A 24,478-nucleotide genomic window follows, 5' to 3' on the forward strand; every position below is an offset into this window, starting at 1 on the left:
GTAACGGCTACTTATGCGGTCCCTCGCATAAGTAGCGGCCCGACTATCCTACGGCCGTCCCGAAGAAACTGCCCAGGGCGTACGTCACACCGGCCGCCGCGCCACCCAGCGCGAGCTGCCGCAGCCCGCTGAACCACCAGGTGCGCGCGGTCACCCTGGCCACCACCGCACCGCAGGCGAACAGCCCGATCATGGCGAGCAGCAGCGCGGGCCAGAGCGAGGTGGCGCCCAGCAGATAGGGCAGCACGGGCAGCAGGGCGCCCAGCGCGAACGACCCGAACGACGACACGGCCGCGACCAGCGGCGACGGCAGATCGCCCGGGTCGACGCCCAGCTCCTCGCGGGCGTGGATCTCCAGGGCCTGCTCGGGGTCGGCGGAGAGCTGTCTGGCGACCTCGCGGGCGAGGTGCGGCTCGACACCGCGCGCCGCGTACAGCGCGGCCAGCTCGGCCTCCTCGTCCTGCGGGTGGCGGCGCAGCTCCCGGCGCTCGACGTCCAGCTCGGCCTCGACCAGCTCGCGCTGCGAGGCGACGGAGGTGTACTCGCCCGCGGCCATCGAGAAGGCGCCGGCGGCGAGGCCCGCGAGGCCGGTCAGGACGAGGGTCTGGTGGCCGACGGCGCCGCCCGCGACGCCGGTCATCAGCGCCAGGTTGGAGACCAGCCCGTCCATCGCGCCGAACACGGCGGGGCGCAGCCAGCCGCCGTTGACGTCGCGGTGCGTGTGGTTGTCGCGGTGCGCCTCATGGAGCGCGGCCTCGGTCTCGACGATGGCCATACAGGGGTCCCCCAGACGGTTGAGCCATTGGCAACTCTGGACAAGTTCTACTCTTCGACAACACCCAAGATAAGCCGTCGAATTCCCGCCCGCCAGCAAGGAAAGGCTGCGCTAACCAGGGCTTTTACCGTCGTGCGCTCATCCGTGCAGGTGCTTGATCAGATGTCGTCCGGGTGACGGTGGGGCCGCCCGCGCTCCCCCGCGCCACCCCGGTGGGACACATCCGCAAACGGTCCCCGGCGGAAGGGCTCCCATGGCCACGATCGACCACCTGCCCCCGCTGGCGCCGCCGCGGGACACCGGCGCCCTGCGCGAACGGGCCCGCGGCGCCCTCCTCGGCCTCGCCGTCGGAGACGCCCTCGGAGCCCCCGCCGAGAACCTCGGGCCCGCCGAGATCCGGGCCCGCTGGGGCCGCATCACCGGGTACGTCACCGACCGCCCGGCGGGCACCGACGACACCGAGTACACGATCTTCTCCGGGCTGCTGCTGATCAGACACGGCGCGGCGCTCACCCCGGCCCAGGTCGAGGCGGCCTGGCGGGAGTCGATCGCCGACCGCGACGAAGGGCCCTTCCGCGGCGCCGGGTTCAGCGAGCGCGGCACCCTGGAGAACCTCCGCAAGGGCCTCACCGCGCCCGCCTCAGCGCAGCACCGGCACGCCTGGAGCGACGGGCTCGCGATGCGCGCCGCCGCCTGCGGGGTGTTCGCCGCCGGGCGCCCCGCCGAGGCGGCCAGGCTCGCCGCGATCGACGGCTCGGTCAGCCACCAGGGCGAGGGCCTCTACGGCGGCCGGGCCGTCGCCGCCGGGGTGGCCGCCGCGATGGCGGGAGCACCGGCGCCCGCGGTCGCCGCCGCGGCCCTGGCCGCCGTCCCCGAGGACTCCTGGACGGCGCGCTCGCTGCGCCGCGCGGTCGCCGTCGCCCACCGCGGGGAACGCGCCGTCCGCTCGGCTGCGGTGATCCGCGGCTACCCGTGGACCGACCTGGCACCCGAGGCGGTCGCGCTGGCCTTCGGCGCGTACACGGCAGCCGACGGCGACTTCGGCGCCGCCGTCCTGACGGCGGTGAACATGGGCCGCGACGCCGACACCACGGCCGCCGTGGCGGGCGCCCTCGCGGGTGCGACACGGGGCGCCGCCTCGATCCCGGCGGAGTGGGCGGCGGCGATCGGACCCGCGCGCGGGAGCTGCCTGCCGTCGATGGCGGGACACCACGTCCTGGACATCGCCGACAGCCTGATCGAACGGGCGGCCCACCCGAACCGACCCCCCGGACACACCGGCCCACGCACCCACATCCCGACGACGACGTCGACCACCCCGCCCCGGAGGACGACCGTCCTGACGGACGGGACGCACGAGGCGGACGGGACGCACGAGGCGGACGGGACTGACGGGACGCACGTGACCAGCGGCGCGAGCGAGGCGGTCCGATGACCGAGGCCGGCGGCACCCGAGAACGGGACCGGGAGCAAGCACGGACGGGAGCCCGGACCGGGAGCAGCGGCCCGGCACCGGACGGCCCCCAGGCTCCGCGCCCCGACCACGAACCGACGAGCGGACACCGGGACTCCGACCACGGACCGACAGGCGGACGGAACCCGCACCCCGCCCACGAACCGAGACACCGCGCCGCGAACAGCGGCCGGACATTGGACAGTCCACCAGACCCGCACCCCGACCGCCTCGGCCACGGACCAACAGGAGAACAGGACCCGAACCCCCGCCACGAACCGGCCGGACGACAGAACCCGGACCACCACCCCGCGGAACGGCAGAACCCGCGCCCCGGCCACAAACCGACGGGCGGACAGAACCCGGCCTCCGACCGCGCCCCGACCGGGCTTCAGCACCGGGACCCCGACCACGACGCCACCGGACGCCAAAACCCGGCCGCCGCCCACGACCCGACCGCACGACAACACCGGGACCCCGACCACGACCCGACCGGACGCCGAAACCCGGCCTCCGACCGCGCCCCCACGGAACACCGAGCCCCGCACCCCGACCCCAGCCCCAGCCCCAGCCCCAGCCCCAGCCCCAGCCCCAGCCCCAGCCCCAGCCCCAGCATCAACCCCCCGGCAGAACGGACCCGAAACGCCCCGCCCGCCACCGGCGTCGGCCGGCGGGTCGAAGGGCTGCTTCTCGGGCTCGCCGTCGGGGACGCCGCCGGGTGGCCCGCCGGGCGGCACCGGGCCGCCCTGATGCCCGAGTGGACCCGGCGCCTCGCCCGTGGGCTGGACACCTTCGCCGAGCGGAACGCGACCACCACCCTGCCCGTCCCCATCGCCCTCAACCAGCCACCGGGACCGCTGCGGCTCGGCCCCTCGGACGACGCCGAGTGGGCGGCCTTCACGGCCGAGGCCCTGCTGCGGGCCGGCGCCTGCAACCCGCTCGACGACCTCGGCCGGGACCGCAGGACCCGCGCCGCGATCGACCTGACCTGGAACACCGTCGCGCGCGAGGTCGCCGCGGCGGCCGGGGACGCCCCCGCCGACGGGCCGGCCCACCGCCCACTGCGGGCCCGGATCTCCGTGCGGGCCGGCCTCGGCAACCTCGCCGCGGGCCTGCGCCCGCCCGCCGCCGGCCACGACAACCCGCACCACTTCGACGACGCGGCCTGCGTCCGGGCCTGCGTGCTCGCCGTCATCCACCCGGGCGACCCACGGCGAGCCGCCGGACTCGCCGAGTTCGACGCCCGCTACACCCAGGACGGCGACGGCGTGCACGGCGCGCGGGCGATGGCCGCCGCCGTCTGCCTCGCGCTGGCCGGCGCCGACGTCGCCGTCTGCGTGGAGGCCGCCCTCGCCGAACTGCCCGGGTCGACCGAGATCGGCCGCAACGCCCGGCACGCGCTGCGGCTCGCGGCCGAAGCGGGTGGCGCCTTCGCCGCCGTACCGCTGCTCGAACACGAGATCGTCGACCACGTCTACAGCTACGGCGTCGCCGCCGCCGAGACCGTGCCGGTCGCCCTCGCCCTGGCCCGCGCCGCGCACGGCCGGATCGCGGAGGCGGTACCGGCCGCGGCCTGCCTGTCCCGGGTCGCCGACTCGGCGCCCGCCCTCGCGGGCGCGCTCACCGGCGCGCTCGGCGGCGCCGCGACCATCCCGGCGGCCTGGCGGGACGCCTGCCGCACCCTGGCCGGCTGCGCCCTGCCCCGCCTCACCGGCACCGACCTGGTGGAACTCGCCGGGCTGCTGGAAACCGTCCGACCGGCCCCGACGAGGGGATGATGCGCCCCATGAGCATCGAAACAGCCCAAACGGTAAAGACAGCACAAACCGTTACTTCTACGGCGCTGGCCGGCCGGTTCGCCCGCGCGCTGGTCGGGGCCGCCGTCGGGGACGCGCTCGGCGGCCCCGTGGAGGGCTACTCCCCCGAGCAGATCCTCGAACGGCACGGCGGCCGGATCACCGGGATCGTCGGCCCCTGGCACGGCGACGCCTGGCGCACCGCCCGCCCCCTCGCCCCGTACCACAAGGGCGACGGCCATGTCACCGACGACACCTTGATGACCCACGCCCTGGTCAGGGTCTACGCGCGGGTCCGCGACCACCTGGACGCCTACGCGATCGCCGACCACCTGGTCCCCGACCTGATGACGAACCCGCGCTGGATCCCGGAGCTGGAGGCCGAGACGCTCCCCCTGCACCGGGTGTTCCTGGCCGAGAAGTGGCTGGTGGCCCGCCTGCACCACGGCCATGTCGACCCCAGGGAGGCGGGCGTCGGCAACATCGTCAACTGCGGTGCGGCGATGTACGTGGCGCCGGTCGGCCTGGTCAACGCGGCGAACCCGGCGGGCGCCTACGCCGAGGCGCTGGAGGTCGCGGGCGCCCACCAGTCGTCGTACGGCAGGGAGGCGGCGGCCGTCTTCGCGGCGACGGTCGCCGCCGCCTGCACCCCGGGCGCGACGGCGCAGTCGGCGGTCGCGGCGGGCCTGGCCCTCGCGAAGGACGGCACCCGCGCGGCGATCGAGCGGGTCTGCGAAGTCGCCCGCGCACACCGGGACTTCGAGTCGGCGCTGGCGCCGATGCGGCGGGCGGTGGCGCCCTTCGACACGGTCGGCCCCGACTACCGCAGCCCCTCGCTCGGTGCCCGCCGCCCGTCCCGGCTGCACTCCATCGAGGAACTCCCGGTGGCGCTCGGCATGTTGCTGGTCGCCGACGGCGACTACCGGCAGGCGGTGCTGGGTTCGGTGAACTACGGCCGCGACTGCGACTCCATCGCCACGATGGCCGGAGCGCTCGCGGGCGCCCTCGGCTCGCCGGTGCCGCGCGAGTGGTCCGAGGCGGTGGCCGAGGCCAGCCGGCTCGACCTGTGGGAGCCGGCCGCCACCCTCACGGAGGTGGCCCGCGAGATCCACGCCCGTGACGTGCGCCAACGCCAGGCCCACGAGACGGCGTTCGCACTGCTGGACGGCGGCCGGTGCTCCGCCTGACCTGGGTCCAGCCGGAGGACCTGGTGGGCCATGAACTCCGGCAGGCCCGCCAGGACGGCCGTGACGCGACGGCGATCGAGGCCCGGTGGACGGCGGCGGGCGGCCACCAGGCACCGCCCCGCGCGGGCGCCTCCCCCACCCCGACCGCCCGCGGGCTGCGCCGCCTCGCCGCCGAACTCCTCGACGAACTCGCGGCGCTCACCAGCCCGTTGACCCCGGACGAGCCCACCGACCTGCCGGCCATCGTCCGCCGCTGCCCCGACTGGCCGACCCCGCCCGGCCACGGACACCCCGGCACCGGCGGGACCCCGGCCGGCCGGCACCGCCCGCCCGGCACCGGACCCCAGGAGCGGCGGGCGGCCCCCGACCCCGCCCGCCTGGAGGCCGCCTGGCTCGGGCGGGCCGTCGGGTGCCTGCTCGGCAAACCCGTCGAGAAGCTGCCGCTGTCCGCGATCCGCGGGCTCGGACGGGCCGCGGGCAACTGGCCGCCCACCCGCTACTTCACCGCCAGGGGCGTCCCCGCGCGGCTGCTCGCCGCGCACCCCTGGAACCGCCGCTCGGCCGGCACCTCCCTCGCCGAGAACATCGACGGCATGCCCGAGGACGACGACCTCGACTACCCGGTCCTCAACCTCCTGCTGCTGCGCCGCCACGGCCGGGACTTCGGCACCGAGGACGTGGCCCGCCTCTGGCTGGAGGAACTCCCGGCCGGCCGCACCTTCACCGCCGAACGCGTCGCCTACCGCAACCTCCTCGACGGCCTCGAACCCCCGGACACCGCCCGCCACCGCAACCCGTTCCGGGAGTGGATCGGCGCCCTGATCCGCGCCGACGTGCACGGCTGGACCAACCCGGGCGACCCAGGCGCCGCCGCCGCGCAGGCCCACCGCGACGCCACCCTCACCCACACCGCGAGCGGCGTCCACGCGGCGATGTTCACGGCCGCCGCCATCGCCACCGCGGCCACCGGCGACACCGACGTCCACACCTGCCTGCGCGCCGGCCTCACCGTCGTACCGCCCCGCTCCCGGCTCGCCCGCGCCGTCCGGCACGCCGTCGAACTCGCCACCGCACACGACGACTTCGACACCGTCGTGGACACGCTGCACGCCCTGCACGGCCCGACGCACCACTGGGTGCACGCCGTTCCCAACACCGCGCTGCTCGCCGCCGCCCTCACCCACGCCGACGGCGACTTCACCGGCTCCATCTCCCGTGCCGTCTCCGGGGGTTGGGACACCGACTCGGTCGGCGCCACCGCCGGTTCGATCGCCGGACTGCTGGCCGGTGGTCCCGACGCCCTCCCCGAGCACTGGACGGCGCCCCTGGGCAACCGCCTCGCCACCTCCGTCGCCGGATGCGACGGCATCGGCTTCGACACCCTCGCCCAGCTCACCCACCGGGAGGCCACCCGCCCATGACCCGCACCGAACCGCCGCGCACCGTCGAGGGCGCCACCGTGACCGCCGTCCCCGATCCCCTCCCCGCCCCCGCCGCTCCCCCGCTGACCGGTCTGCGCGTCCTGGACCTGGCCACCCTGTTCGCGGGCCCCCTCGCCGCGACCCTCCTCGGTGACTTCGGCGCCGACGTCGTCAAGGTCGAACACCCGGCGAAACCCGACCCCGCCCGCGGCCACGGCCCGGCCAAGGACGGCATCGGCCTCTGGTGGAAGCTGCTCGGCCGCAACAAGCACACGATCACCCTCGACCTGTCGCGGCCCGGCGGCCGGGACACCCTGCTGCGGCTGGTCGAGGACGCCGACGTCGTCGTGGAGAACTTCCGCCCCGGCACCCTGGAGAAGTGGGACCTCGGCTGGCCCGAGCTGTCCGCCGTCAACCCGCGCCTCGTCCTCGCCCGGGTCACCGCCTTCGGCCAGTTCGGGCCGTCCGCGCACCGCCCCGGCTTCGGCACCCTCGCCGAGGCGATGAGCGGCTTCGCCGCGATCACCGGCGAACCGGACGCGCCGCCGACCCTGCCGCCGTTCGGACTCGCCGACTCGATCGCGGGCATCGCCACCGCCTACGCCGTGCTGGCGGCGCTCACCGCCCGCGAACGCACCGGGCGGGGCCAGGTCGTCGACATGGCGATCATCGAGCCGATCCTCACCGTCCTCGGCCCGCAGCCCCTCTGGTACGACCAGCTCGGCCATGTCCAGCCGCGCACCGGCAACCGCTCCCAAAACAACGCGCCGCGCGGCACCTACCGCACCGCCGACGGCGCCTGGGTCGCCGTCTCCACCTCCGCGCAGTCCGTCGCCGAACGGGTGATGCGGCTGGTGGGGCGCCCCGAACTGATCGACGAGCCGTGGTTCGCGACCGGCGCGCGGCGGGCCGCGCACGCCGATGTGCTGGACGCCGCGGTCGGCGGCTGGATCGCCGCCCGCGACCGCGACGAGGTCCTCGCGGCCTTCGAGAAGGCGGACGCGGCGGTCGCACCCGTCCAGGACGTCAGGGACGTGATGACCGACCCGCAGTACGCGGCCCTCGGCACGATCACCACCGTCGACGATCCCGATCTCGGCCCACTGCGCATGCAGAACGTCCTCTTCCGGCTCTCCGCGACCCCCGGCGCGATCCGCTGGGCCGGCCGCCCGCACGGCGCCGACACCGACACCGTCCTGACCGCCCTCGGCCTGAGCGCCGCCGAGGTCGCCGCGCTGCGCGAGGAGGGCGCCGTATGACCACCGGCACCATCCCGCTGACCTGGCTCTACGCCCCCGGCGACCGTCCTGACCTGGTCGCGAAGGCGCTCGTCAGCGGCGCCGACGTCGTGATCGTCGACCTGGAGGACGCGGTCGCCCCCGACCGCAAGGACCACGCCAGGTCGGCGACCGCGGAACTCCTCACCGACCCCCAGCCGGTCCCGGTCCACGTCCGGGTGAACGCCCTCGACGGCCCGCTGGCCGAGCAGGACCTGAAGTCGCTGTTCGCCGCACCGCTGCCCGGTCTCGCCGGCCTGCGGCTGCCCAAGGTGACCTCCCCCGACCTGATCACTCGCCTCACCGCCACCACCGGCGCCACCCCGCTGTACGCGCTCCTGGAATCGGCCCTGGCCGTCGAGCACGCCCACGCCATCGCCGCCGCCGGACCCGCCGTGCGGGGCATCGCCCTCGGCGAGGCGGACCTCAGGGCCGATCTGGGCGTCCGGCACGACGCGGGCCTCGACTGGTCCCGTTCCCGGGTGGTCGTCGCCGCCCGCGCGGCGGGCCTGCCCGCGCCGGCCCAGTCCGTCCACCCCGACATCCGCGACCTGGAGGGCCTGGCCGCCTCCTGCGCCCACGGCCGCGCCCTCGGCTTCCTCGGCCGGGCCGCGATCCACCCCCGTCAGCTCCCGCTGATCGCCCGCGCCTACCTGCCCACTACGCACGAGGTCGAGGAGGCCGAGGCGGTGGTGCGGGCCGCGGCGACCGAGCGGGGCGCCCAGGCGCTGCCGAACGGCGCCTTCGTGGACGCGGCGGTGGTGGCCCTGGCCCGCCGCACCCTGGCCCTGGCCGAGCGCCGCTGACCAGCGGATTCCCTCGCCCCGGAGAAGGACGCCGACAAAAGCCGAGGGCGCCCGGGACGCTCGTCCCGGGCGCCCTCGGCGCGATGCTGCCGTACCGGCCGTGTCAGTTCTTGGCGGCGGACTCCGCGCCGGCCGCCCCGGGCTTGGCGGACTCGACGCCGGCCGTCTCCGCCGTCCCGGACTCAACGGCCCCGGACTTCGCGGCCCCAGGCTTCGCCGTCCCGGGCTTCGCGGCCCCGGACTCCGCCGTCCCCGGCTTCGCGGTCGTCCCCGGCTTCGCGGGCTCAGCGGCCCCCGCGGCCTTGGTGAGGTCGGCCTTCCCGGGCTTCTCGGCCGCGGCCTCGCCCGGCTTCGCCCCGTCCTCGACGTCGGCGGTGGCGCCGTCCGTGCCGGCGCCGTCACCGTCGTCGTCCGCCGCGCCCGGCTCCACGATCTCCTCGCGGCCCGGCCGCTTCTTCGACGAGATCACGATGTAGGCCACCGCGAGCAGGAAGACGATCAGCGCGGTCCAGTCGTTCAGCCGCAGGCCGAGGATGTGGTGGGCGTCGTCCACCCGCAGGTACTCGATCCAGAACCGGCCCACGCAGTACGCGGCGACATAGAGCGCGAACGCCCGGCCGTGCCCGAGCCGGAAGCGCCGGTCGGCCCAGATCACGAGGAACGCGACACCGACGCACCACAGGGACTCGTACAGGAACGTCGGCTGGTAGTACCCGGGCACCCGGCCGTCCGCGGAGGAGGTGATGTGCAGCGCCCAGGGGAGGGTCGACTCCTTGCCGTACAGCTCCTGGTTGAACCAGTTGCCCCAGCGGCCGATGGCCTGCGCGAGGACGATGCCGGGGGCGATGGCGTCGGCGTAGGCGGGGAGCGGGATGCCGCGGCGGCGGCAGCCGATCCACGCGCCGACCGCGCCGAGCGCGATGGCGCCCCAGATACCGAGACCGCCCTCCCACACCTTGAAGGCGTCCACCCAGTCACGGCCCTCGCTGAAGTACAGCTCGTAGTCCGTGATCACATGGTAGAGACGCCCGCCGACCAGGCCGAACGGCACGGCCCAGACCGCGATGTCGGCCACCGTACCGGTCCTGCCGCCGCGGGCGACCCAGCGCTTGTTGCCGAGCCAGACCGCGACGAAGACGCCGATGATGATGCAGAACGCGTAGCCGCGCAGCGGAACGGGGCCGAGATACAGCACCCCGCGCGACGGGCTGGGAATGTAGGCAAGTTCCATGGCAGGGTCGACGCTACCGTGCCGGGCCGGGTGCGGGTCGAGCGGTCCGGCTACGGGTCCATAACGGGGACGTGAGAATCCCGCTTACCCTGCGGCCGCCTGCTGCACCAGCTGCTTGAGCTTGGCGGGGGTCATCGACTGGTCCGCGTAGATGTTCTTGCCGTTCAGCAGGACCGTCGGCGTGCCGGAGAAGCCGCCGGCCCGGAAGGCGTCGTTGGACTTGGCGACCCAGCTGTTGTGGGTGCCGTCGTCCACACAGGAGCGGAACGCCGGCGTGTCGAGGCCGTCGACCTTGCCCGCCAGCTCGATCAGCTTGTCGCTCTTGGCGTAGGCATCGTCGGTCTCGGCGGGCTGGTTGTCGTAGAGGACGTCGTGGTAGGCGGGGAACTTCCCGGCGTCCTGGGCGCAGGCCGCCGCGTTGGCCGCGACCCGCGAGCCGGTGCCGCGGAGGTTGCCGTCGATGAGGGTGACCAGGTGGTACTGGACCTGGAGCTGTCCCGCGGCGACCAGCTCGCTGACGGTGGGCCGGTACGTCGTCTCGAAGCCCTTGCAGGCCGGGCAGCGGAAGTCCTCCCAGACGGTGAGCGTCGACTTCGCGCCCTCCTTGCCGACCGGGATCGCCAGGCTGTCCTTGCCCTGGGCGCCGGAGGGGGCGACGACCGGGCCCCCCGAGGCGCTGTTCTTGTCCTTGCCCGCGCTCGCGGCGACCACGCCGATCACCGCCGCGAGGCCCAGGACACACACCACGCCGGCGCCGACGATCAGCGTGCGCCGCCGCCTGTCCGAGGCCTTCTGCTTCTCGCGCTCGACCGCCAGCCGCTCACGGGCGGTGCGCTTTCCGTCTCGGTTCTTCTCGCTCACACCCCCAGAACGAACCGGGGAGGCGCTGAGCGCCTCCCCGGCCGTATGTCCACCCGTTCGAGTGACCGGGTCCCGCGGGTCACGCCCGTCGGCGCACGCCCTTCGCCAGGTCGCCCGCGAGAGCGCGGACCGCCTCGACGCCGGCCGCGTCGTCCGGCGCGTCCAGCATCCGCTTGACGAAGGCCGAGCCGACGATCACCCCGTCCGCGAAGCCGGCGACCTCGGCGGCCTGGGCCGCGTCGGAGACGCCGAGGCCGACGCAGACCGGCAGGCCGGTGCCGGTGGCCCTGGTCCGTGCCACCAGCGCCTCGGCCTGCGCGCCGACGGAGGCGCGGGTGCCGGTGACGCCCATCAGGGAGGCCGCGTAGACGAAGCCGCTGCCCGCCGCGGTGATCTCGGCGAGCCGGGCGTCCCTGCTGCTGGGGGCGACCACGAAGACCGTGGCGAGCTGGTGCTTCTCGGCGTGCTCGCGCCACAGGGCCGCCTCCTGCACCGGCAGGTCGGGCAGGATGCAGCCGGCGCCGCCCGCCTCGGCGAGTTCGGCGGTGAACCGCTCGACGCCGTAGCGGTCGATGGGGTTCCAGTACGTCATGACGAGGATCGGCTTGCCGGTCGCCTCGTGGGCCTCACGGACCGTCCGCAGCACATCCGCGATCTTGACGCCGCCGCGCAGGGCGATGTCGTCGGCGGTCTGGATGACGGGACCGTCGAGGACGGGGTCGCTGTGCGGCAGGCCCACCTCGACGACGTCGGCGCCGCCGTCGAGGGCGGCCTTGACCGCCTCGATGCCGCCGTCCACGGTCGGGAACCCGGCCGGCAGGTAGGCGATGAGCGCGGCCCTGTCCTCGGCCTTGGCCGCGGCGAGGGTGTCGCTCAACAGCCGGATGTTGCCGCTCACTTGGCGTCCCCCTCGATCTCGGCGGTGTCCGTCGCGTCGGCGGCGACCTCGGCGTCGGTGTCGTACAGGCCGAAGTAGCGGGCGGCCGTGTCCATGTCCTTGTCGCCGCGCCCCGACAGGTTGACGACGATCAGGCCGTCCTCGCCGAGTTCCCTGCCGACCTCCAGCGCGCCGGCCAGGGCGTGCGCGCTCTCGATGGCCGGGATGATGCCCTCGGCGCGCGAGAGCAGCCGCAGCGCGCGCATCGCGTCGTCGTCGGTGACCGCGCGGTACTCGCCGCGTCCGCTGTCCTTGAGCCAGGAGTGCTCGGGGCCGATGCCGGGGTAGTCGAGGCCCGCCGAGATCGAGTAGGGCTCGGTGATCTGGCCCTCCTCGTCCTGGAGGACGTAGGAGCGGGAGCCGTGCAGGATGCCGGGCTCGCCCGCGGTGAGGGTGGCCGCGTGCTCGCCGGTCTCGACGCCGTGCCCCGCGGGCTCGCAGCCGATGAGGCGGACGCCGGTGTCGGGGATGAAGGCGTGGAAGAGGCCGATGGCGTTGGAGCCGCCGCCGACGCAGGCGATGGCGGCGTCGGGCAGCCGTCCGGCGCGCTCCAGGATCTGCCGCCTGGCCTCGACGCCGATGACCCGGTGGAAGTCGCGGACCATGGCGGGGAAGGGGTGCGGTCCCGCGACGGTGCCGAAGAGGTAGTGGGTGCGGTCGACGTTGGCGACCCAGTCGCGGAACGCCTCGTTGATGGCGTCCTTGAGGGTGCGGCTGCCGGACTTCACGGAGACGACCTCGGCGCCCAGCATGCGCATCCGGGCCACGTTCAGGGCCTGCCGCTGGGTGTCGATCTCGCCCATGTAGATGGTGCAGTCGAGGCCGAAGAGGGCGCAGGCGGTCGCGGTGGCGACGCCGTGCTGGCCCGCGCCGGTCTCGGCGATGACGCGGGTCTTGCCCATCCGCCGGGTGAGCAGGGCCTGCCCGAGCACGTTGTTGATCTTGTGCGAGCCGGTGTGGTTGAGGTCCTCGCGCTTGAGGAAGACCCGGGCGCCACCGGCGTGTTCGGCGAACCTCGGCACCTCGGTGAGGGAGCTGGGGCGGCCGGTGTAGTTGACCAGCAGGTCGTCGAGTTCGCGGGCGAACTCGGGGTCGTGCTTGGCCTTGTCGTACTCGACGGCGACCTCGTCCACGGCGGCGACCAGCGCCTCCGGGATGAACTTGCCGCCGAACGCGCCGAAGTAGCCCTCGGCGCTGGGGAGTCGACCGTCGGGGTCGGGAATGAAGAACTCGCTGGGCATACGGAAACCTCACGGTGGAGTCGGTGGAACGCACTCGTCGCCGTGGGGGCGGGGTCGACCGCGGGACGGGCCCGTCAGCCGCTGGTCACGCACTTCCCCGCGCCCCTTGAGGGGCGCTGCCATCGACGGCCGTTGACCTGCCCGGGTTCGTCCCCGATGACGTACCGCACGCGTCGGCCGTGCACCCGGCGGGCGGGGGCACGGCAGCCACGGGGCCGGCAGCCGCGCGCGAGGCGGGCGTAGCGGTCCGTGGAGACGGTGCGGGTGGTCACGTTCATCGGAAGGGACTCTATCGCGTGATCAGCTGATCAGCCGGTCAGCTCCGGCCGTGCCGGATCGCGGGGTGTTCGCCCGCGGCGACCAGGTCGGCGACGGCCGTCTTCGGGTCGCGGCCGGTGACCAGGGACTCGCCGACCAGGACGGCGTCGGCGCCGGCGTTGGCGTAGGCGATGAGGTCGTGCGGGCCGCGGACACCGGACTCGGCGATCTTGACGAGGGTGTCGGGGATCTCGGGGGCGACCCGCTCGAAGGTGCCCCGGTCGACCTCGAGCGTCTTCAGGTCGCGCGCGTTGACGCCGATGACCTTGGCGCCCGCGTCGACCGCGCGCTCCACCTCGTCCTCGTCGTGGACCTCGACGATCGGGGTGAGCCCGATGGATTCGGCGCGCTCGATGAGGGATTCGAGGGCGGGCTGCTCCAGGGCGGCCACGATCAGCAGCGCGAGGTCGGCGCCGTAGGCGCGGGCCTCCCAGAGCTGGTACGAGGTGACGATGAAGTCCTTGCGCAGCACGGGGATGTCGACGCGCGCGCGGACCGCTTCGAGGTCGGCGAGCGAGCCGCCGAAGCGGCGCTGTTCGGTGAGGACGGAGATGACGGCGGCGCCGCCCGCCTCGTAGTCGGCGGCGAGCGCGGCGGGGTCGGCGATGGTGGCCAGCGCGCCCTTGGAGGGGCTGGAGCGCTTGACCTCGCAGATCACCTTGACGCCGTCGCCGCGCAGGGCGGCGATGCCGTCCTTGGCCGCGGGAGCCTTCGCCGCGCGCTCCTTCAGCTCGTCGAGGCTGACGCGCGCCTGCCGCTCCGCGAGGTCGGCACGGACTCCGTCGATGATCTCGTCGAGCACACTCACGCGAGCGGCCCCCTTCCAGACGGTGGAGAGTTGCGGCGACCGGTGGAAAACCGGTGGTCACTGCGATGGTATCCGCAGGAGGGCGGTTGGCTCGCATCCGGTTGACGCCGGTCCCACTACCTGGACGTCCCCGAATTGATCAAGGATGCAGCCAGCCACCGAACGGCAGGTTCCGGACAACCGTGAAGACCAGCAGCAACGCGCCGAGTGTCCACAGCCATACGGGGGCGAGGCCGAGCCGCAGCGGACGGCCGCGCGCCGCGCGCACCACCCATACGGTCCACAGCGCGCCGGCCGCCAGGTAGCCGAGGACGGCGGGCGCGTTGTCCTGGAGGGCGGCGAGGAGGTCGCCGTGCGCGAAGGCGTGCGCGCTGCGCAGTCCGCCGCAGCCGGGGCAGTACAGGCCGGTGAAGCGGAACAGCGGGCAGACCGGGTAGTGGCCGGGCTGTCCCGGGTCGACGGCCGCGACGTAGGCGAAGGCGCAGGCGGTGGCCGCGAGCACCCCGGCGGGGGCGGCGAGCCGGGCGGCGGTGCCCCGGGTGTCCGGGGTGTCCGGAGCGGGGGCGGGCCGCGGTGCGGCCCTCTGGCTGTCGGCGTCCACGTCTCGCATTGTGCCCTCCCCCGGTCCGGAACGCGCTCAGGGGCGGCCCGGTGGTGCGGGCCGCCCCTGGGGGACGTCGTGGCGCGGTCGCCGCACAGAGACGGCGGCCCGGCGCCCCGGCGGCCGGGCGGTCGGGGCGGGCTTGGTGCCCGGTGCCCGGTGTCAGCCCTTGGCGCCGGCCGTGGCGTGCGGGGTGGCCTGGAGACCCTCGTGGTCACCCTTCGGCTGGCCGAATCCCATCCCGCGCATCACCAGGCCGACGACACCGCCGAGGAGCACGACCACCATGCCGGCCCAGAAGCCCACGGGCTGGGCCATGACCATGAAGGCGCCCGAGACGCAGAAACCGATGAAGGCGATGGTGACACCGGTCCAGGCGGCCGGGGTGTGTCCGTGGCTGCTGCCCGCCATGACTTGCTCCTTGTTCCAGTGAACGTTCCCGTGAACGTTGCTGTGTACGTGCTGAGCCGGACGCTCACCGACATTGTCCCGCACGGAGGCGGAGCCGGGAGCCCGGGGTCACCCCGCGCGCGCCCTCGCGGCGTCGGCGACCGCCGCGCCGGTCAGCTCGACGGTCGCCTCCATCTCCACGACGTCGCCGCGCACCCAGGCGTCGTGGACGTCGAACCGCTCTCCCGCCGGGGTCCACGAGGTGCGGCGGATGTGCAGGGTGGGGGTGGCCGGTGCGATGCCGAGGGCCTCGGCGGCCTCGGCGGGCGGCGTCACGGCGCGCGCCGAGCGGTGGGCGCCGCCCAGCGGGTAGCCGGCGCCGGCCAGGGCGAGGCCGAGCGAGGCCCGGCCCGCCAGTACCTCGGTGCTGGCGGCGACGACCGGGGCGAGGGCGGGCGGGCTGTAGTGGACGCCGTAGAGCGCGGGGACGCCGTCGAGGGTGCGCAGCCGGACGAGCGCGTAGCCGGTGGTGCCCTCCGGGAGCCGGAGCGCGCCGCACGCGAACTCCGGCAGGACGGCGGGGCCGTGGGCGAGGACCCTGGTGCGGACGGAGCGGTTGCGGTGGCCGAGGGCGTTCTCCAGGAAGTCCTCGGGGCGCCGGACGGTCCAGCCGTCGTCGGCCGCGGTGGCCGGCCGGACGGCGAAGACGCCCCGGCCGGCGATCCTGGTGGCCCGTCCCCGTGACTCGAGGACCTGGAGCGCCTGGCGGACCGTCGCGCGGGAGAGCCCGTACTCCTTGCAGAGGTCGTTCTCGCTGGGCAGCCGCCGGCCCGGCGGGATCTCGGCGCTCGCGAGACGGCGTTCGAGGAGGTCGACGAGTTGCTGGTAGTAGGGCGTCGAGGACTGGCGGTCGATGCCCTTCGGTGGCGTCACGTCGCGCGCTCCCTCCACGTCGCCCGGGACTTGATCGTAAAGGGCCGCCCCCGCGGCCTCACCGGGTGGGAGAGCCGGTGGGGACGGGGGTGCGGGGCGTCCCGGGAGACGGCGTGGGGGCGCCGCCGTGGGGCCGCGCCGCCCGCCCCCGAGCGGGCGTCAGGCGGTGACCCACCCGGTGTCGACGGTGGTGCCGGACTGGGCCGCGGAGGCGGCCTGGAGCACGATGGCCGCGGCGGCGGCCCCGGGGTCGAGCACTCCGCGCGCCACGTCGCCCACGTAGCTGGCGCGGCCCCGCCTGGCGAGCAGGGCCGCGGTGCCGCGGGCGCCCTCGACGGCCGCGTCGGCGGTGCGCGCGAGGGCGTCGGCGGCCTGGCTGCCCGCTGCGACCTCCGCCTCCAGGGTCCTGGCGGCGGGCACCAGGGCGTCGACCATGGTCTTGTGGCCGACCTCGGCCTTGCCGTAGCGCTGCACGGTGGCCACGGCGGCGGTGAGTCCGGCGGAGAACTCGGCGAGCGTGGGTTCGCCGGTGTCGCAGCAGCGGGCGAGGTCGCGGAAGAACATCCCGAACAGCGGTCCCGAGGTGCCGCCGGTGCCGAGGAAGCCGCGGGAGACGGCGGTCAGCCAGCCCCGGTAGTCCTGCGGCGGCTCGGCCTCCAGGGCCTGGCGGGCGCGGTCGAGGGCGGAGGTGATGTTGGTGCCGAAGTCGCCGTCGCCGGCGAGCCGGTCGAGCCGGCCCAGTTCCTCGGCGCGGCCGTCGCCGCCGTCGCCGCCCTGGAGGAAGGCGGCGAGGATCCCGGTCGTCCAGCGGCCGCCGAACCCGTCGACGAGGGTGGTGACCTGCGAGGGGACCGGGGCGGGGAGGGGGGTGGTGTGCGGGACGACGGTCTGTGGGGTGCTTTCCCTGGGGTTCTCGGGGGCGGTGTCCGGCGCGGTGCTCACGGGGTGTCCTCCATGGGTTCCTGTCGGGTCGGTGGGTCGGGTGCCGTCACCAGGTGAGGGCCGGGGTGCGGACGGGCGCGTCCCAGAGCGGCAGCAGGTCGTCGTCGGCGGGGAGCAGGGTCACCGAGACGCCGTGCATGTCGAGGGAGGTGACGTAGGTGCCGGCCAGGGAGCGGGCCACCGTGACGCCGAGGTCCTTGAGGCGGTGGTGGGTGGCGCGGGCGGCGATGGACAGTTCCAGCGGGCTGGTGCCGCCGAGGCCGTTGACGACGGCGATCACCGAGGAGCCGCGGGTCAGGGCCAGGGCTTCGGCGAGGGGGTCGACGAGGTGGGCGATCAGGCCGTCGGCGTCGGCGAGGGGGACGCGGCCGGTGCCGCGTTCGCCGTGGATGCCGACGCCGAGTTCGATCACGCCGTCCGGCAGGACGAACGCGGGTTCGGCGGCGCCCGGGTGGGTGCCGGCCCGCAGCGCGAGGCCGATGGTGCGGGCTCGGCCCGCGACCCGTCGGCCGAGGGCGGCGACCTCGGCGAGGCCGGCGCCCGCCTCGGAGGCGGCCCCGCAGATCTTCTCGACGGCGAGCACGGCGGCCGTGCCGCGCCGGCCGGGGCCGTCGGCGTCGCCGCGGTCGGTGGCGAGGTCGTCGTCGACGAGGACGACCTCGGTCAGGACGGCCTCGTCCTCGGCGAGTTCGCCGGCGATGCGGAAGTTGAGGACGTCGCCCGTGTAGTTCTTCACGATCTGCACCACGCCCCGCCCGGAGTCGGCGGCGACCGTCCCGGCCTGGACCTGGAGCGCCGTCGGGCTGGCGTACAGGGCGCCGGGCACCGCCACGTCGAGCATGCCGGTGCCGACGAATCCGGCGTGCAGCGGTTCGTGTCCCGAGCCGCCGCCCGAGACCAGGCCGACCTTGTCCCGTGCGGGCCGCGCGCGGGTGACGAGACCGGTCACCGGGTCGTGGGCGATGAGGTGCGGATGGGTGAGGGCCAGCCCTTCGAGGGCGTGCTCGGTGGCGTTTTCGGGGTGATTGACGATCTGCGGGCGCATGGTGCCGTGCTCCTTCGCTCGGGTCTTGACCGGCCTCACGCGAACACCCACCGTTCAGACAGTACGGACTGTACGTACAACGTGCTCTCGCAGGTGACCGCGCCCCGCCTCGACAGCGAGATGCCCGTCGATCACGGCCTGATCTTTAACCGCATCGGGGACCCGGAAACCCCCTCGCGCCTTTCACCACCTGGCGCGAGAAGGACGTCACGGCGTCCCAGACGGCGCCCGGCCAGGTCAGGCGGACGGTGACGCCGTGCGCCCCCGGGCCCACGCGTCACCCCGGTCTTGACGCGGGCCGCCCCGGGCGGCTAGACGCGGAGAACCGCCGGAATCCTAGGCTCCGGTGGGGTCCTCGCCGCGATCGAGGGCCTTCCAGATGTCCTCGGGGCGGTCCGGGTCGGTGCGGACGGGGGCGCGGCGCGGGCGGGGCGTGCCGTCGCGCTCGTAGCGGCCGGACATCGCGGGCCAGCGGCGGCCGTAGCGCAGCGCGAGCAGCCCGGCCAGCAGCAGCAGGGCGCCGCCGACGGCCGCGACGTACGGCCACGCGGTGTGCGACAGGGCGTGCACGGTGGCCGAGGTGTCGCCCGCGGCCTGGGCGGCCTGCTCGTCGAGCGCCGCGGAGTCGGAGGCGCCGAGCAGCGCGGCGACGACGGTCCCGGCGCCGGAGAGCGCGAGCACTCCCGCGACGAGGAGGCGTCCACCGCGGCGGACGGCGAAGACGGCGACGAGCGCGGCGAGGCCCACTATGGCGAGGGCGGCGGGGACGCCGGTGACGTCGCTGCCCTTCGCGGTGAGCGGGAAGTCGCCGCCCGCGACCGTCGCGATGCCCTCCGACCAGCGCTGCCGGGTCGACAGCAGGGCGACGGCCGCGCCCAGGGCGCCGCTCAGCAGGGCGAGCGCGAGGCTGCGGCGGCCGGCCCGGTCGGGTCCCGCGGCTTCGGAACGGGGGTGAGGAACAGCAGTCACGTACTCCACTATCGCCTGAACCCCGGGCGGACGGTCACCCGGGGCTCCGTGATCCGCGCCCTATCGGCCGAGCCGGTTGGCGGTGTGGACGGCGCGCAGGACCGCGGCGGCCTTGTTGCGGCACTCCTGGTCCTCGGCGACGGGGTCGGAGTCGGCGACGATCCCGGCGCCCGCCTGGACGTAGGCGGTGCCGTCGCGCAGCAGGGCGGTGCGGATGGCGATGGCGGTGTCGGAGTCGCCCGCGAAGTCCAGGTAGCCGACGCAGCCGCCGTACAACCCCCGCCTGGAGGGCTCCAGTTCGTCGATGATCTGCATGGCGCGGGGCTTGGGGGCGCCGGAGAGGGTGCCGGCCGGGAAGCAGGCGGTCAGCACGTCGAAGGCGGTGCGCCCGGCGGCGACCCGGCCGGTGACCGTGGAGACGATGTGCATGACGTGCGAGTACCGCTCGACGGACATGAAGTCGACGACCTCGACGGAGCCCGGTTCGCAGACCCGTCCGAGGTCGTTGCGCCCGAGGTCGACGAGCATCAGGTGCTCGGCGCGCTCCTTGGGGTCGGCGAGCAGTTCGTCGGCGAGGGCCTGGTCCTCCTGCGGGGTGGCGCCGCGGTGCCGGGTGCCGGCGATGGGGTGGACCATGGCGCGGCCGTCCTCGACCTTGACGAGCGCCTCGGGGGACGAGCCGACGACGTCGAAGCCGTCGAAGCGGAACAGGTACATGTACGGGGACGGGTTGGTGGCCCGCAGCACCCGGTAGACGTCGAGCGCGCTCGCCGTGCAGGGGGTCTCGAAGCGCTGGGAGGGGACGACCTGGAACGCCTCGCCCGCCCTGATGCGTTCCTTGACGTCCTCGACGGCGGCCATGAAGTCGGGGCCGCCCCAGAGCGCGGTGTACTCGGGCAGTTCGGAGGGCGGCAGCACGGCGGGCGGCTGGGGCACGGCGCGGCCGAGGTCGGCCTCCATCGCGTCGAGCCGGGCGACGGCGTCCGCGTACGCCTCGTCGACGCCGGTGTCGAGGTCGTTGTGGTTGATCGCGTTGGCGATCAGCAGGACCGAGCCCTCCCAGTGGTCCATCACGGCGAGGTCGCTGGTCAGGAGCATGGTCAGCTCGGGCAGCCGCAGGTCGTCGCGGTCGCCGGGGCCGATCTTCTCCAGGCGGCGCACGATGTCGTAGCCGAGGTAGCCGACCATGCCGCCGGTGAAGGGCGGCAGCCCCTCCTGGTGGGGGGTGTGCAGGGTCTCGATGGTGGCGCGCAGGGCGGCGAGCGGGTCGCCGTCGACGGGGACGCCGACCGGTGGGGTGCCGAGCCAGTGGGCCTGTCCTTCGCGGGAGGTGAGGGTGGCCGCCGAGCGGACGCCCACGAAGGAGTACCTGGACCACGAGCGGCCGTTCTCCGCGGACTCCAGCAGGAAGGTGCCGGAGCGCTCGGCGGCGAGCTTGCGGTAGAGCGCGACCGGGGTGTCGCCGTCGGCGAGGAGCTTGCGGGTGACCGGGACGACGCGCCGGTCGGTGGCGAGCTTGCGGAAGGTCTCGAGGTCCATGGCGGCTGACCCTACTGATCCGCGCCCGGTGCGCCGGAATCGGCGTCGTTCAGCAGCACGTCGGCGTCGAAGCAGGTGCGGTCCCCGGTGTGGCAGGCGGCGCCCACCTGGTCGACCTTGACGAGGACGGTGTCCGCGTCGCAGTCCAGCGCGACGGACTTCACCCATTGGACGTGTCCCGAGGTGTCGCCCTTGACCCAGTACGCGCGGCGGCTGCGGGACCAGTAGGTGCAGCGCCCCGTGGTGAGGGTGCGGTGCAGCGCCTCGTCGTCCATCCAGCCGAGCATCAGCACCTCCCCGGTGTCGTACTGCTGGGCGATGGCGGGGACGAGCCCGTCGGGGCCGCGCTTGAGGCGCGCGGCGATCTCCGGGGCGAGTCCGCTGGGCGGGGGCGTGCTGGTCATGGGTGCCATTGTGCCGCGCGGCGCTGACACTCGGGCCGCTGTCCACTGGGCGGACCGTCCGCGCGGTCGTAGGCTGGGCGCATGTCGACCTTCGCCAAGCGTGAACGGCTCCTTCTCGCCGACCTCTTGGAAACCGCGGGCCCGGACGCGCCGACCCTCTGCGAGGGCTGGCGGACCCGGGACCTCGCCGCGCACGTGGTGGTGCGCGAGCGGCGGCCCGACGCGGCCGGCGGCATCCTGATCAAGCAGCTCGCCTCCCGCCTCGACCGGGTGCAGGCCGAGTTCGTGGAGAAGCCGTACGAGGAACTGCTCCAGCTGATCCGCACCGGGCCGCCGCGTTTCTCGCCGTTCTCCCTCAAACAGGTCGACGAGATGTCGAACACGGTGGAGTTCTACGTGCACACCGAGGACGTGCGGCGCGCACAGCCCGCCTGGGTGCCACGCGACCTCGACGGCGTGTTCCAGGACGCCCTCTGGTCCCGCCTGGAGCGGTCGGCGCGGCTGATGGGCCGCGGCGCCCCGACGGGCCTCGTGCTGCGCCGCCCCGACGGCCAGACGGTGGTCGCCCACCGCGGCACACCGGTGGTGACGGCGACGGGAGCACCGTCCGAACTCCTGATGTACGCGTCCGGCCGCCAGCCGGTCGCGGACGTGACGGTCGAGGGCGACCAGGAAGCGGTCACGAAACTGCAGGAGAGCAAGCAGCTGGGGCTCTGAGGGTTCGGGGGCGCGGCGGGCGCTCGGGCGGTCCCCGCGACGGCGATCGCACCGGCGAGCAGGGCCCCGCCCCGGCATCCGGTGCAGCCGGTCCGGTGCGGAATCCCGTCGCCCGGAGCCCTCCCGCCCCGCCCCGCCCGACGTCAGCGGACCGGGTGTCCCGCCTCCTTCAGGGCCTGTTTCACCTCGGCGATGCGCAGGTCGCCGAAGTGGAAGACGGACGCGGCGAGCACGGCGTCCGCGCCGGCCTCGATCGCCGGGGGGAAGTCGGTGAGCCGGCCGGCGCCGCCCGAGGCGATCACCGGGACGTTCACGTGCGCGCGGACCGCCGCGATCATCTCCAGGTCGTAGCCGTCCTTGGTGCCGTCGGCGTCCATCGAGTTGAGCAGGATCTCCCCCGCGCCCAGCTCCGCGGCCCGGTGCGCCCACTCGACCGCGTCGATGCCGGTGCCCTTGCGGCCGCCGTGGGTGGTCACCTCGAAGGTGCCGTCGGCGGTGCGGCGGGCGTCCGCCGACAGGACCAGGACCTGGCTGCCGAACCGCTCGGCGATCTCCCGGATGAGGTCGGGCCTCGCGATGGCCGCCGTGTTGACGCCCACCTTGTCGGCGCCGGCCCGCAGCAGCCTGTCGACGTCCTCGGCGGTGCGGACCCCGCCGCCCACGGTGAGCGGGATGAAGACCTGTTCGGCGGTGCGGCGCACCACGTCGTAGGTGGTCTCGCGGTTGCCGGAGGACGCGGTGATGTCCAGGAACGTCAGCTCGTCGGCGCCTTCGGCGTCGTACACCTTGGCCATCTCGACGGGGTCGCCCGCGTCGCGCAGGTTCTGGAAGTTGACGCCCTTGACGACCCGTCCGTTGTCCACGTCCAGGCAGGGGATGACTCGGACCGCCAGGGTCATGAATCCACGGCTCCTCTGAATGCCTCTAGCTCTACTTCGACCAGGACGCGCGGGTCGACGAACCCGTCGACGACCAGCAGCGTCGACACCGGGCGCACCGCGTCGAAGATCTCCTTGTGGGCCCGCCCCACCGCCTCCACGTCCCGTGGGTGGGTGAGGAACATGCGGGTGCGCAGCACCGCGTCGACGCCGAGCCCGAAGGCGCCGAGTGCCTCGATCGCGGTGCCGAAGGCGGCCTTGGCCTGTTCGTAGGGGTCGCCCTCCCCGTACAGGACCGTGCCCTTGAAGGAGGTCGTGCCGCCCACCAGGACCCGGTCCCCGGCCGCGACGGCGCGTGCGCTGCCGAAGCTCTCCTCCCAGGGACTTCCGCTCTGCACCCGCCGTACGGCATCGGACGTCATGACGACACAGCCTCCAGGGCCTCTTCCAGGGTGAACGCCTTGGCGTACAGGGCCTTCCCGACGATGGAGCCCTCGACACCGAGGGGTACCAGCTCGGCGATGGCGCGCAGGTCGTCGAGGGACGACACGCCGCCCGAGGCCACGACCGGCCGGTCGGTGGCGGCGCAGACGTTGCGCAGCAGCTCCAGGTTGGGGCCCTGGAGGGTGCCGTCCTTGGCGATGTCGGTGACGACGTAGCGGGCGCAGCCCTCGGAGTCGAGGCGCTTCAGCGTCTCGTAGAGGTCGCCGCCGTCGCGGGTCCAGCCGCGGCCGCGCAGGGTGGTGCCGCGGACGTCGAGGCCGACGGCGATCTGGTCGCCGTGCCGGGCGATGACCTGGGCGACCCATTCGGGGGTCTCCAGGGCGGCGGTGCCGAGGTTGACGCGGGTGCAGCCGGTGGCGAGGGCGGCGGCGAGGGTGTCGTCGTCGCGGATGCCGCCGGACAGCTCGACCTTGATGTCCATGGCGCCGGTGACCTCGGCGATCAGGGCGCGGTTGTCGCCGGTGCCGAACGCGGCGTCCAGGTCGACCAGGTGGAGCCACTCGGCGCCGGCCCGCTGCCAGGCGAGAGCGGCCTCCAGGGGGGAGCCGTAGGAGGTCTCGGTGCCTGACTCGCCGTGCACGAGCCGGACGGCCTGGCCGTCGCGGACGTCGACGGCGGGCAGGAGTTCGAGCTTCGTGACCATCAGAGGGTTCCGATCCAGTTGTTCAGCAGCTGGGCTCCGGCGTCGCCGGACTTCTCGGGGTGGAACTGGGTGGCCCAGAGGGCGCCGTTCTCCACGGCGGCCACGAACGGCCCGCCGTGGGTCGACCAGGCGACCTTGGGGGCCCGCAGGGCGGGGTTGTGCTCTTCGAGCGACCAGTCCTGGACGGCGTAGGAGTGGACGAAGTAGTAGCGGGCGTCGGCGTCGAGGCCGGCGAAGAGTTCGGAGCCGGCCGGCGCGGTGACGGTGTTCCAGCCCATGTGGGGGACGATGTCGGCCTTCAGCGGCGCGACGATGCCGGGCCATTCGTCGAGGCCCTCGCTCTGCACGCCGTGCTCGATGCCGCGCGCGAAGAGGATCTGCATGCCGACGCAGATGCCGAGCACCGGGCGCCCGCCGGAGAGCCTGCGGCCGACGATCCAGTCGCCGCGCGCCTCCTTCAGGCCCCGCATGCAGGCGGCGAAGGCGCCGACGCCCGGCACCAGCAGGCCGTCGGCGTTCATAGCGGTGTCGAAGTCACGCGTTATCTCGACCTCGGCGCCGGCGCGGGCGAGGGCGCGCTCGGCGGAGCGGACGTTGCCGAAGCCGTAGTCGAAGACGACGACTCTCCTGGCGGCGCTCAATTCCACACCTCCAGCCGCAGCACCCCGGCGAACAGGCACATCGCGGCGCCGATCGACAGCAGCACGATGAGGCTCTTGGGCATCTGCTGCTTGACGAAGGAGATGATCCCGCCGATCAGGAAGAGGCCGACGACGATCAGGATGGTGGACAGACCGGTCAT

27 protein-coding genes are annotated in these 24,478 nt (G+C 74.5%); 7 read left to right on the forward strand and 20 right to left on the reverse strand.

What is annotated here, in order from left to right:
- Positions 1 to 43: 43 nt before the first annotated feature.
- A complete protein-coding gene (locus DDJ31_RS09940; RefSeq protein WP_127180640.1) occupies positions 44 to 775 on the reverse strand; it encodes a VIT1/CCC1 transporter family protein in 732 nt (243 codons plus the stop codon).
- 253 nt (positions 776 to 1,028) lie between these two features.
- Between DDJ31_RS09940 and DDJ31_RS09945 the strand changes: the two genes are divergently transcribed.
- The 6 genes from DDJ31_RS09945 (at position 1,029) to DDJ31_RS09970 (ending at position 8,715) form a co-directional block, all read left to right on the forward strand.
- Positions 1,029 to 2,210, forward strand: a complete 1,182-nt coding sequence (locus tag DDJ31_RS09945; protein WP_171480751.1) for an ADP-ribosylglycohydrolase family protein — start codon at positions 1,029 to 1,031, stop codon at positions 2,208 to 2,210.
- A 215-nt stretch (positions 2,211 to 2,425) separates the two neighbouring features.
- A complete protein-coding gene (locus DDJ31_RS09950; protein WP_346656291.1) occupies positions 2,426 to 4,006 on the forward strand; it encodes an ADP-ribosylglycohydrolase family protein in 1,581 nt (526 codons plus the stop codon).
- Positions 4,006 to 5,211, forward strand: coding sequence for an ADP-ribosylglycohydrolase family protein (locus DDJ31_RS09955; RefSeq protein WP_431028386.1), 1,206 nt, complete (start codon positions 4,006 to 4,008; stop codon positions 5,209 to 5,211). The genes DDJ31_RS09950 and DDJ31_RS09955 overlap by 1 nt, the downstream gene beginning before the upstream one ends.
- Positions 5,199 to 6,632 (forward strand): ADP-ribosylglycohydrolase family protein, encoded by a 1,434-nt coding sequence (locus DDJ31_RS09960; protein ID WP_127180638.1) that lies wholly within the window; start codon positions 5,199 to 5,201, stop codon positions 6,630 to 6,632. The genes DDJ31_RS09955 and DDJ31_RS09960 overlap by 13 nt, the downstream gene beginning before the upstream one ends.
- Positions 6,629 to 7,891, forward strand: coding sequence for a CaiB/BaiF CoA transferase family protein (locus tag DDJ31_RS09965; protein ID WP_127180637.1), 1,263 nt, complete (start codon positions 6,629 to 6,631; stop codon positions 7,889 to 7,891). Before DDJ31_RS09960 ends, DDJ31_RS09965 begins: the two co-directional genes overlap by 4 nt.
- The gene (locus DDJ31_RS09970) at positions 7,888 to 8,715 is read left to right on the forward strand and encodes an HpcH/HpaI aldolase/citrate lyase family protein (RefSeq protein WP_127180636.1); all 828 of its coding nucleotides are present in this window, start codon (positions 7,888 to 7,890) and stop codon (positions 8,713 to 8,715) included. The genes DDJ31_RS09965 and DDJ31_RS09970 overlap by 4 nt, the downstream gene beginning before the upstream one ends.
- Positions 8,716 to 8,818: 103 nt before the next feature.
- Here DDJ31_RS09970 and lgt read toward each other — a convergent pair whose 3' ends face one another.
- The 14 genes from lgt to hisI form a co-directional block, all read right to left on the reverse strand.
- Positions 8,819 to 9,946 (reverse strand): prolipoprotein diacylglyceryl transferase, encoded by a 1,128-nt coding sequence (lgt, locus tag DDJ31_RS09975; RefSeq protein WP_127180635.1) that lies wholly within the window; start codon positions 9,944 to 9,946, stop codon positions 8,819 to 8,821.
- A gap of 84 nt (positions 9,947 to 10,030) precedes the next feature.
- Positions 10,031 to 10,807, reverse strand: coding sequence for a DsbA family protein (locus DDJ31_RS09980; protein ID WP_127180634.1), 777 nt, complete (start codon positions 10,805 to 10,807; stop codon positions 10,031 to 10,033).
- A 79-nt stretch (positions 10,808 to 10,886) separates the two neighbouring features.
- Complete coding sequence (gene trpA / locus DDJ31_RS09985; protein ID WP_127180633.1) at positions 10,887 to 11,705, reverse strand: tryptophan synthase subunit alpha; 819 nt, start codon at positions 11,703 to 11,705, stop codon at positions 10,887 to 10,889.
- Positions 11,702 to 12,985: a tryptophan synthase subunit beta gene (gene trpB / locus DDJ31_RS09990; protein WP_127180632.1), complete on the reverse strand. Its 1,284-nt coding sequence runs from the start codon at positions 12,983 to 12,985 to the stop codon at positions 11,702 to 11,704. The genes trpA and trpB overlap by 4 nt, the downstream gene beginning before the upstream one ends.
- Positions 12,986 to 13,059: 74 nt before the next feature.
- Positions 13,060 to 13,263 (reverse strand): tryptophan biosynthesis modulator TrpM, encoded by a 204-nt coding sequence (gene trpM, locus DDJ31_RS09995; protein WP_127180631.1) that lies wholly within the window; start codon positions 13,261 to 13,263, stop codon positions 13,060 to 13,062.
- Between the two features lie 38 nt (positions 13,264 to 13,301).
- Positions 13,302 to 14,111 carry an indole-3-glycerol phosphate synthase TrpC gene (gene trpC, locus DDJ31_RS10000; RefSeq protein ID WP_127180630.1) on the reverse strand — a complete coding sequence of 270 codons (810 nt, stop codon included), beginning with the start codon at positions 14,109 to 14,111 and terminating at the stop codon, positions 13,302 to 13,304.
- 139 nt (positions 14,112 to 14,250) lie between these two features.
- The gene (locus DDJ31_RS10005; protein WP_127180629.1) at positions 14,251 to 14,721 is read right to left on the reverse strand and encodes a DUF2752 domain-containing protein; all 471 of its coding nucleotides are present in this window, start codon (positions 14,719 to 14,721) and stop codon (positions 14,251 to 14,253) included.
- 153 nt (positions 14,722 to 14,874) lie between these two features.
- Positions 14,875 to 15,123 carry an HGxxPAAW family protein gene (locus tag DDJ31_RS10010; protein WP_127180628.1) on the reverse strand — a complete coding sequence of 83 codons (249 nt, stop codon included), beginning with the start codon at positions 15,121 to 15,123 and terminating at the stop codon, positions 14,875 to 14,877.
- A gap of 108 nt (positions 15,124 to 15,231) precedes the next feature.
- On the reverse strand, positions 15,232 to 16,035 hold the full coding sequence (locus tag DDJ31_RS10015) for a GntR family transcriptional regulator (RefSeq protein ID WP_164785004.1): 804 nt from the start codon (positions 16,033 to 16,035) through the stop codon (positions 15,232 to 15,234).
- Between the two features lie 159 nt (positions 16,036 to 16,194).
- Complete coding sequence (locus DDJ31_RS10020; protein WP_206280700.1) at positions 16,195 to 16,977, reverse strand: DAK2 domain-containing protein; 783 nt, start codon at positions 16,975 to 16,977, stop codon at positions 16,195 to 16,197.
- A gap of 46 nt (positions 16,978 to 17,023) precedes the next feature.
- A complete protein-coding gene (locus DDJ31_RS10025; RefSeq protein ID WP_127180626.1) occupies positions 17,024 to 18,022 on the reverse strand; it encodes a dihydroxyacetone kinase subunit DhaK in 999 nt (332 codons plus the stop codon).
- A 336-nt stretch (positions 18,023 to 18,358) separates the two neighbouring features.
- Positions 18,359 to 19,000, reverse strand: coding sequence for a TIGR02234 family membrane protein (locus DDJ31_RS10030; protein ID WP_127180625.1), 642 nt, complete (start codon positions 18,998 to 19,000; stop codon positions 18,359 to 18,361).
- Positions 19,001 to 19,051: 51 nt separating this feature from the next.
- Positions 19,052 to 20,530, reverse strand: coding sequence for an anthranilate synthase component I (locus DDJ31_RS10035; RefSeq protein ID WP_127180624.1), 1,479 nt, complete (start codon positions 20,528 to 20,530; stop codon positions 19,052 to 19,054).
- 11 nt (positions 20,531 to 20,541) lie between these two features.
- Positions 20,542 to 20,934 (reverse strand): phosphoribosyl-AMP cyclohydrolase, encoded by a 393-nt coding sequence (gene hisI, locus DDJ31_RS10040; protein WP_127180623.1) that lies wholly within the window; start codon positions 20,932 to 20,934, stop codon positions 20,542 to 20,544.
- Positions 20,935 to 21,015: 81 nt separating this feature from the next.
- Between hisI and DDJ31_RS10045 the strand changes: the two genes are divergently transcribed.
- Positions 21,016 to 21,651, forward strand: coding sequence for a TIGR03085 family metal-binding protein (locus DDJ31_RS10045; protein WP_127180622.1), 636 nt, complete (start codon positions 21,016 to 21,018; stop codon positions 21,649 to 21,651).
- 143 nt (positions 21,652 to 21,794) lie between these two features.
- Here the strand turns inward: DDJ31_RS10045 and hisF are convergent, their stop codons facing one another.
- The 5 genes from hisF to DDJ31_RS10070 are packed head-to-tail and all read right to left on the reverse strand — an operon-like array spanning position 21,795 to position 24,478.
- Positions 21,795 to 22,550: an imidazole glycerol phosphate synthase subunit HisF gene (gene hisF / locus DDJ31_RS10050; RefSeq protein WP_127180621.1), complete on the reverse strand. Its 756-nt coding sequence runs from the start codon at positions 22,548 to 22,550 to the stop codon at positions 21,795 to 21,797.
- Complete coding sequence (locus tag DDJ31_RS10055; protein WP_127180620.1) at positions 22,547 to 22,951, reverse strand: RidA family protein; 405 nt, start codon at positions 22,949 to 22,951, stop codon at positions 22,547 to 22,549. The genes hisF and DDJ31_RS10055 overlap by 4 nt, the downstream gene beginning before the upstream one ends.
- A complete protein-coding gene (priA, locus tag DDJ31_RS10060; protein ID WP_127180619.1) occupies positions 22,948 to 23,676 on the reverse strand; it encodes a bifunctional 1-(5-phosphoribosyl)-5-((5-phosphoribosylamino)methylideneamino)imidazole-4-carboxamide isomerase/phosphoribosylanthranilate isomerase PriA in 729 nt (242 codons plus the stop codon). Before priA ends, DDJ31_RS10055 begins: the two co-directional genes overlap by 4 nt.
- Positions 23,676 to 24,323: an imidazole glycerol phosphate synthase subunit HisH gene (gene hisH / locus DDJ31_RS10065; RefSeq protein WP_127180618.1), complete on the reverse strand. Its 648-nt coding sequence runs from the start codon at positions 24,321 to 24,323 to the stop codon at positions 23,676 to 23,678. The genes priA and hisH overlap by 1 nt, the downstream gene beginning before the upstream one ends.
- Positions 24,314 to 24,478 carry a hypothetical protein gene (locus DDJ31_RS10070; RefSeq protein ID WP_164785002.1) on the reverse strand — a complete coding sequence of 55 codons (165 nt, stop codon included), beginning with the start codon at positions 24,476 to 24,478 and terminating at the stop codon, positions 24,314 to 24,316. Before DDJ31_RS10070 ends, hisH begins: the two co-directional genes overlap by 10 nt.

Source organism: Streptomyces griseoviridis (assembly GCF_005222485.1).
Classification (GTDB): domain Bacteria; phylum Actinomycetota; class Actinomycetes; order Streptomycetales; family Streptomycetaceae; genus Streptomyces; species Streptomyces hintoniae.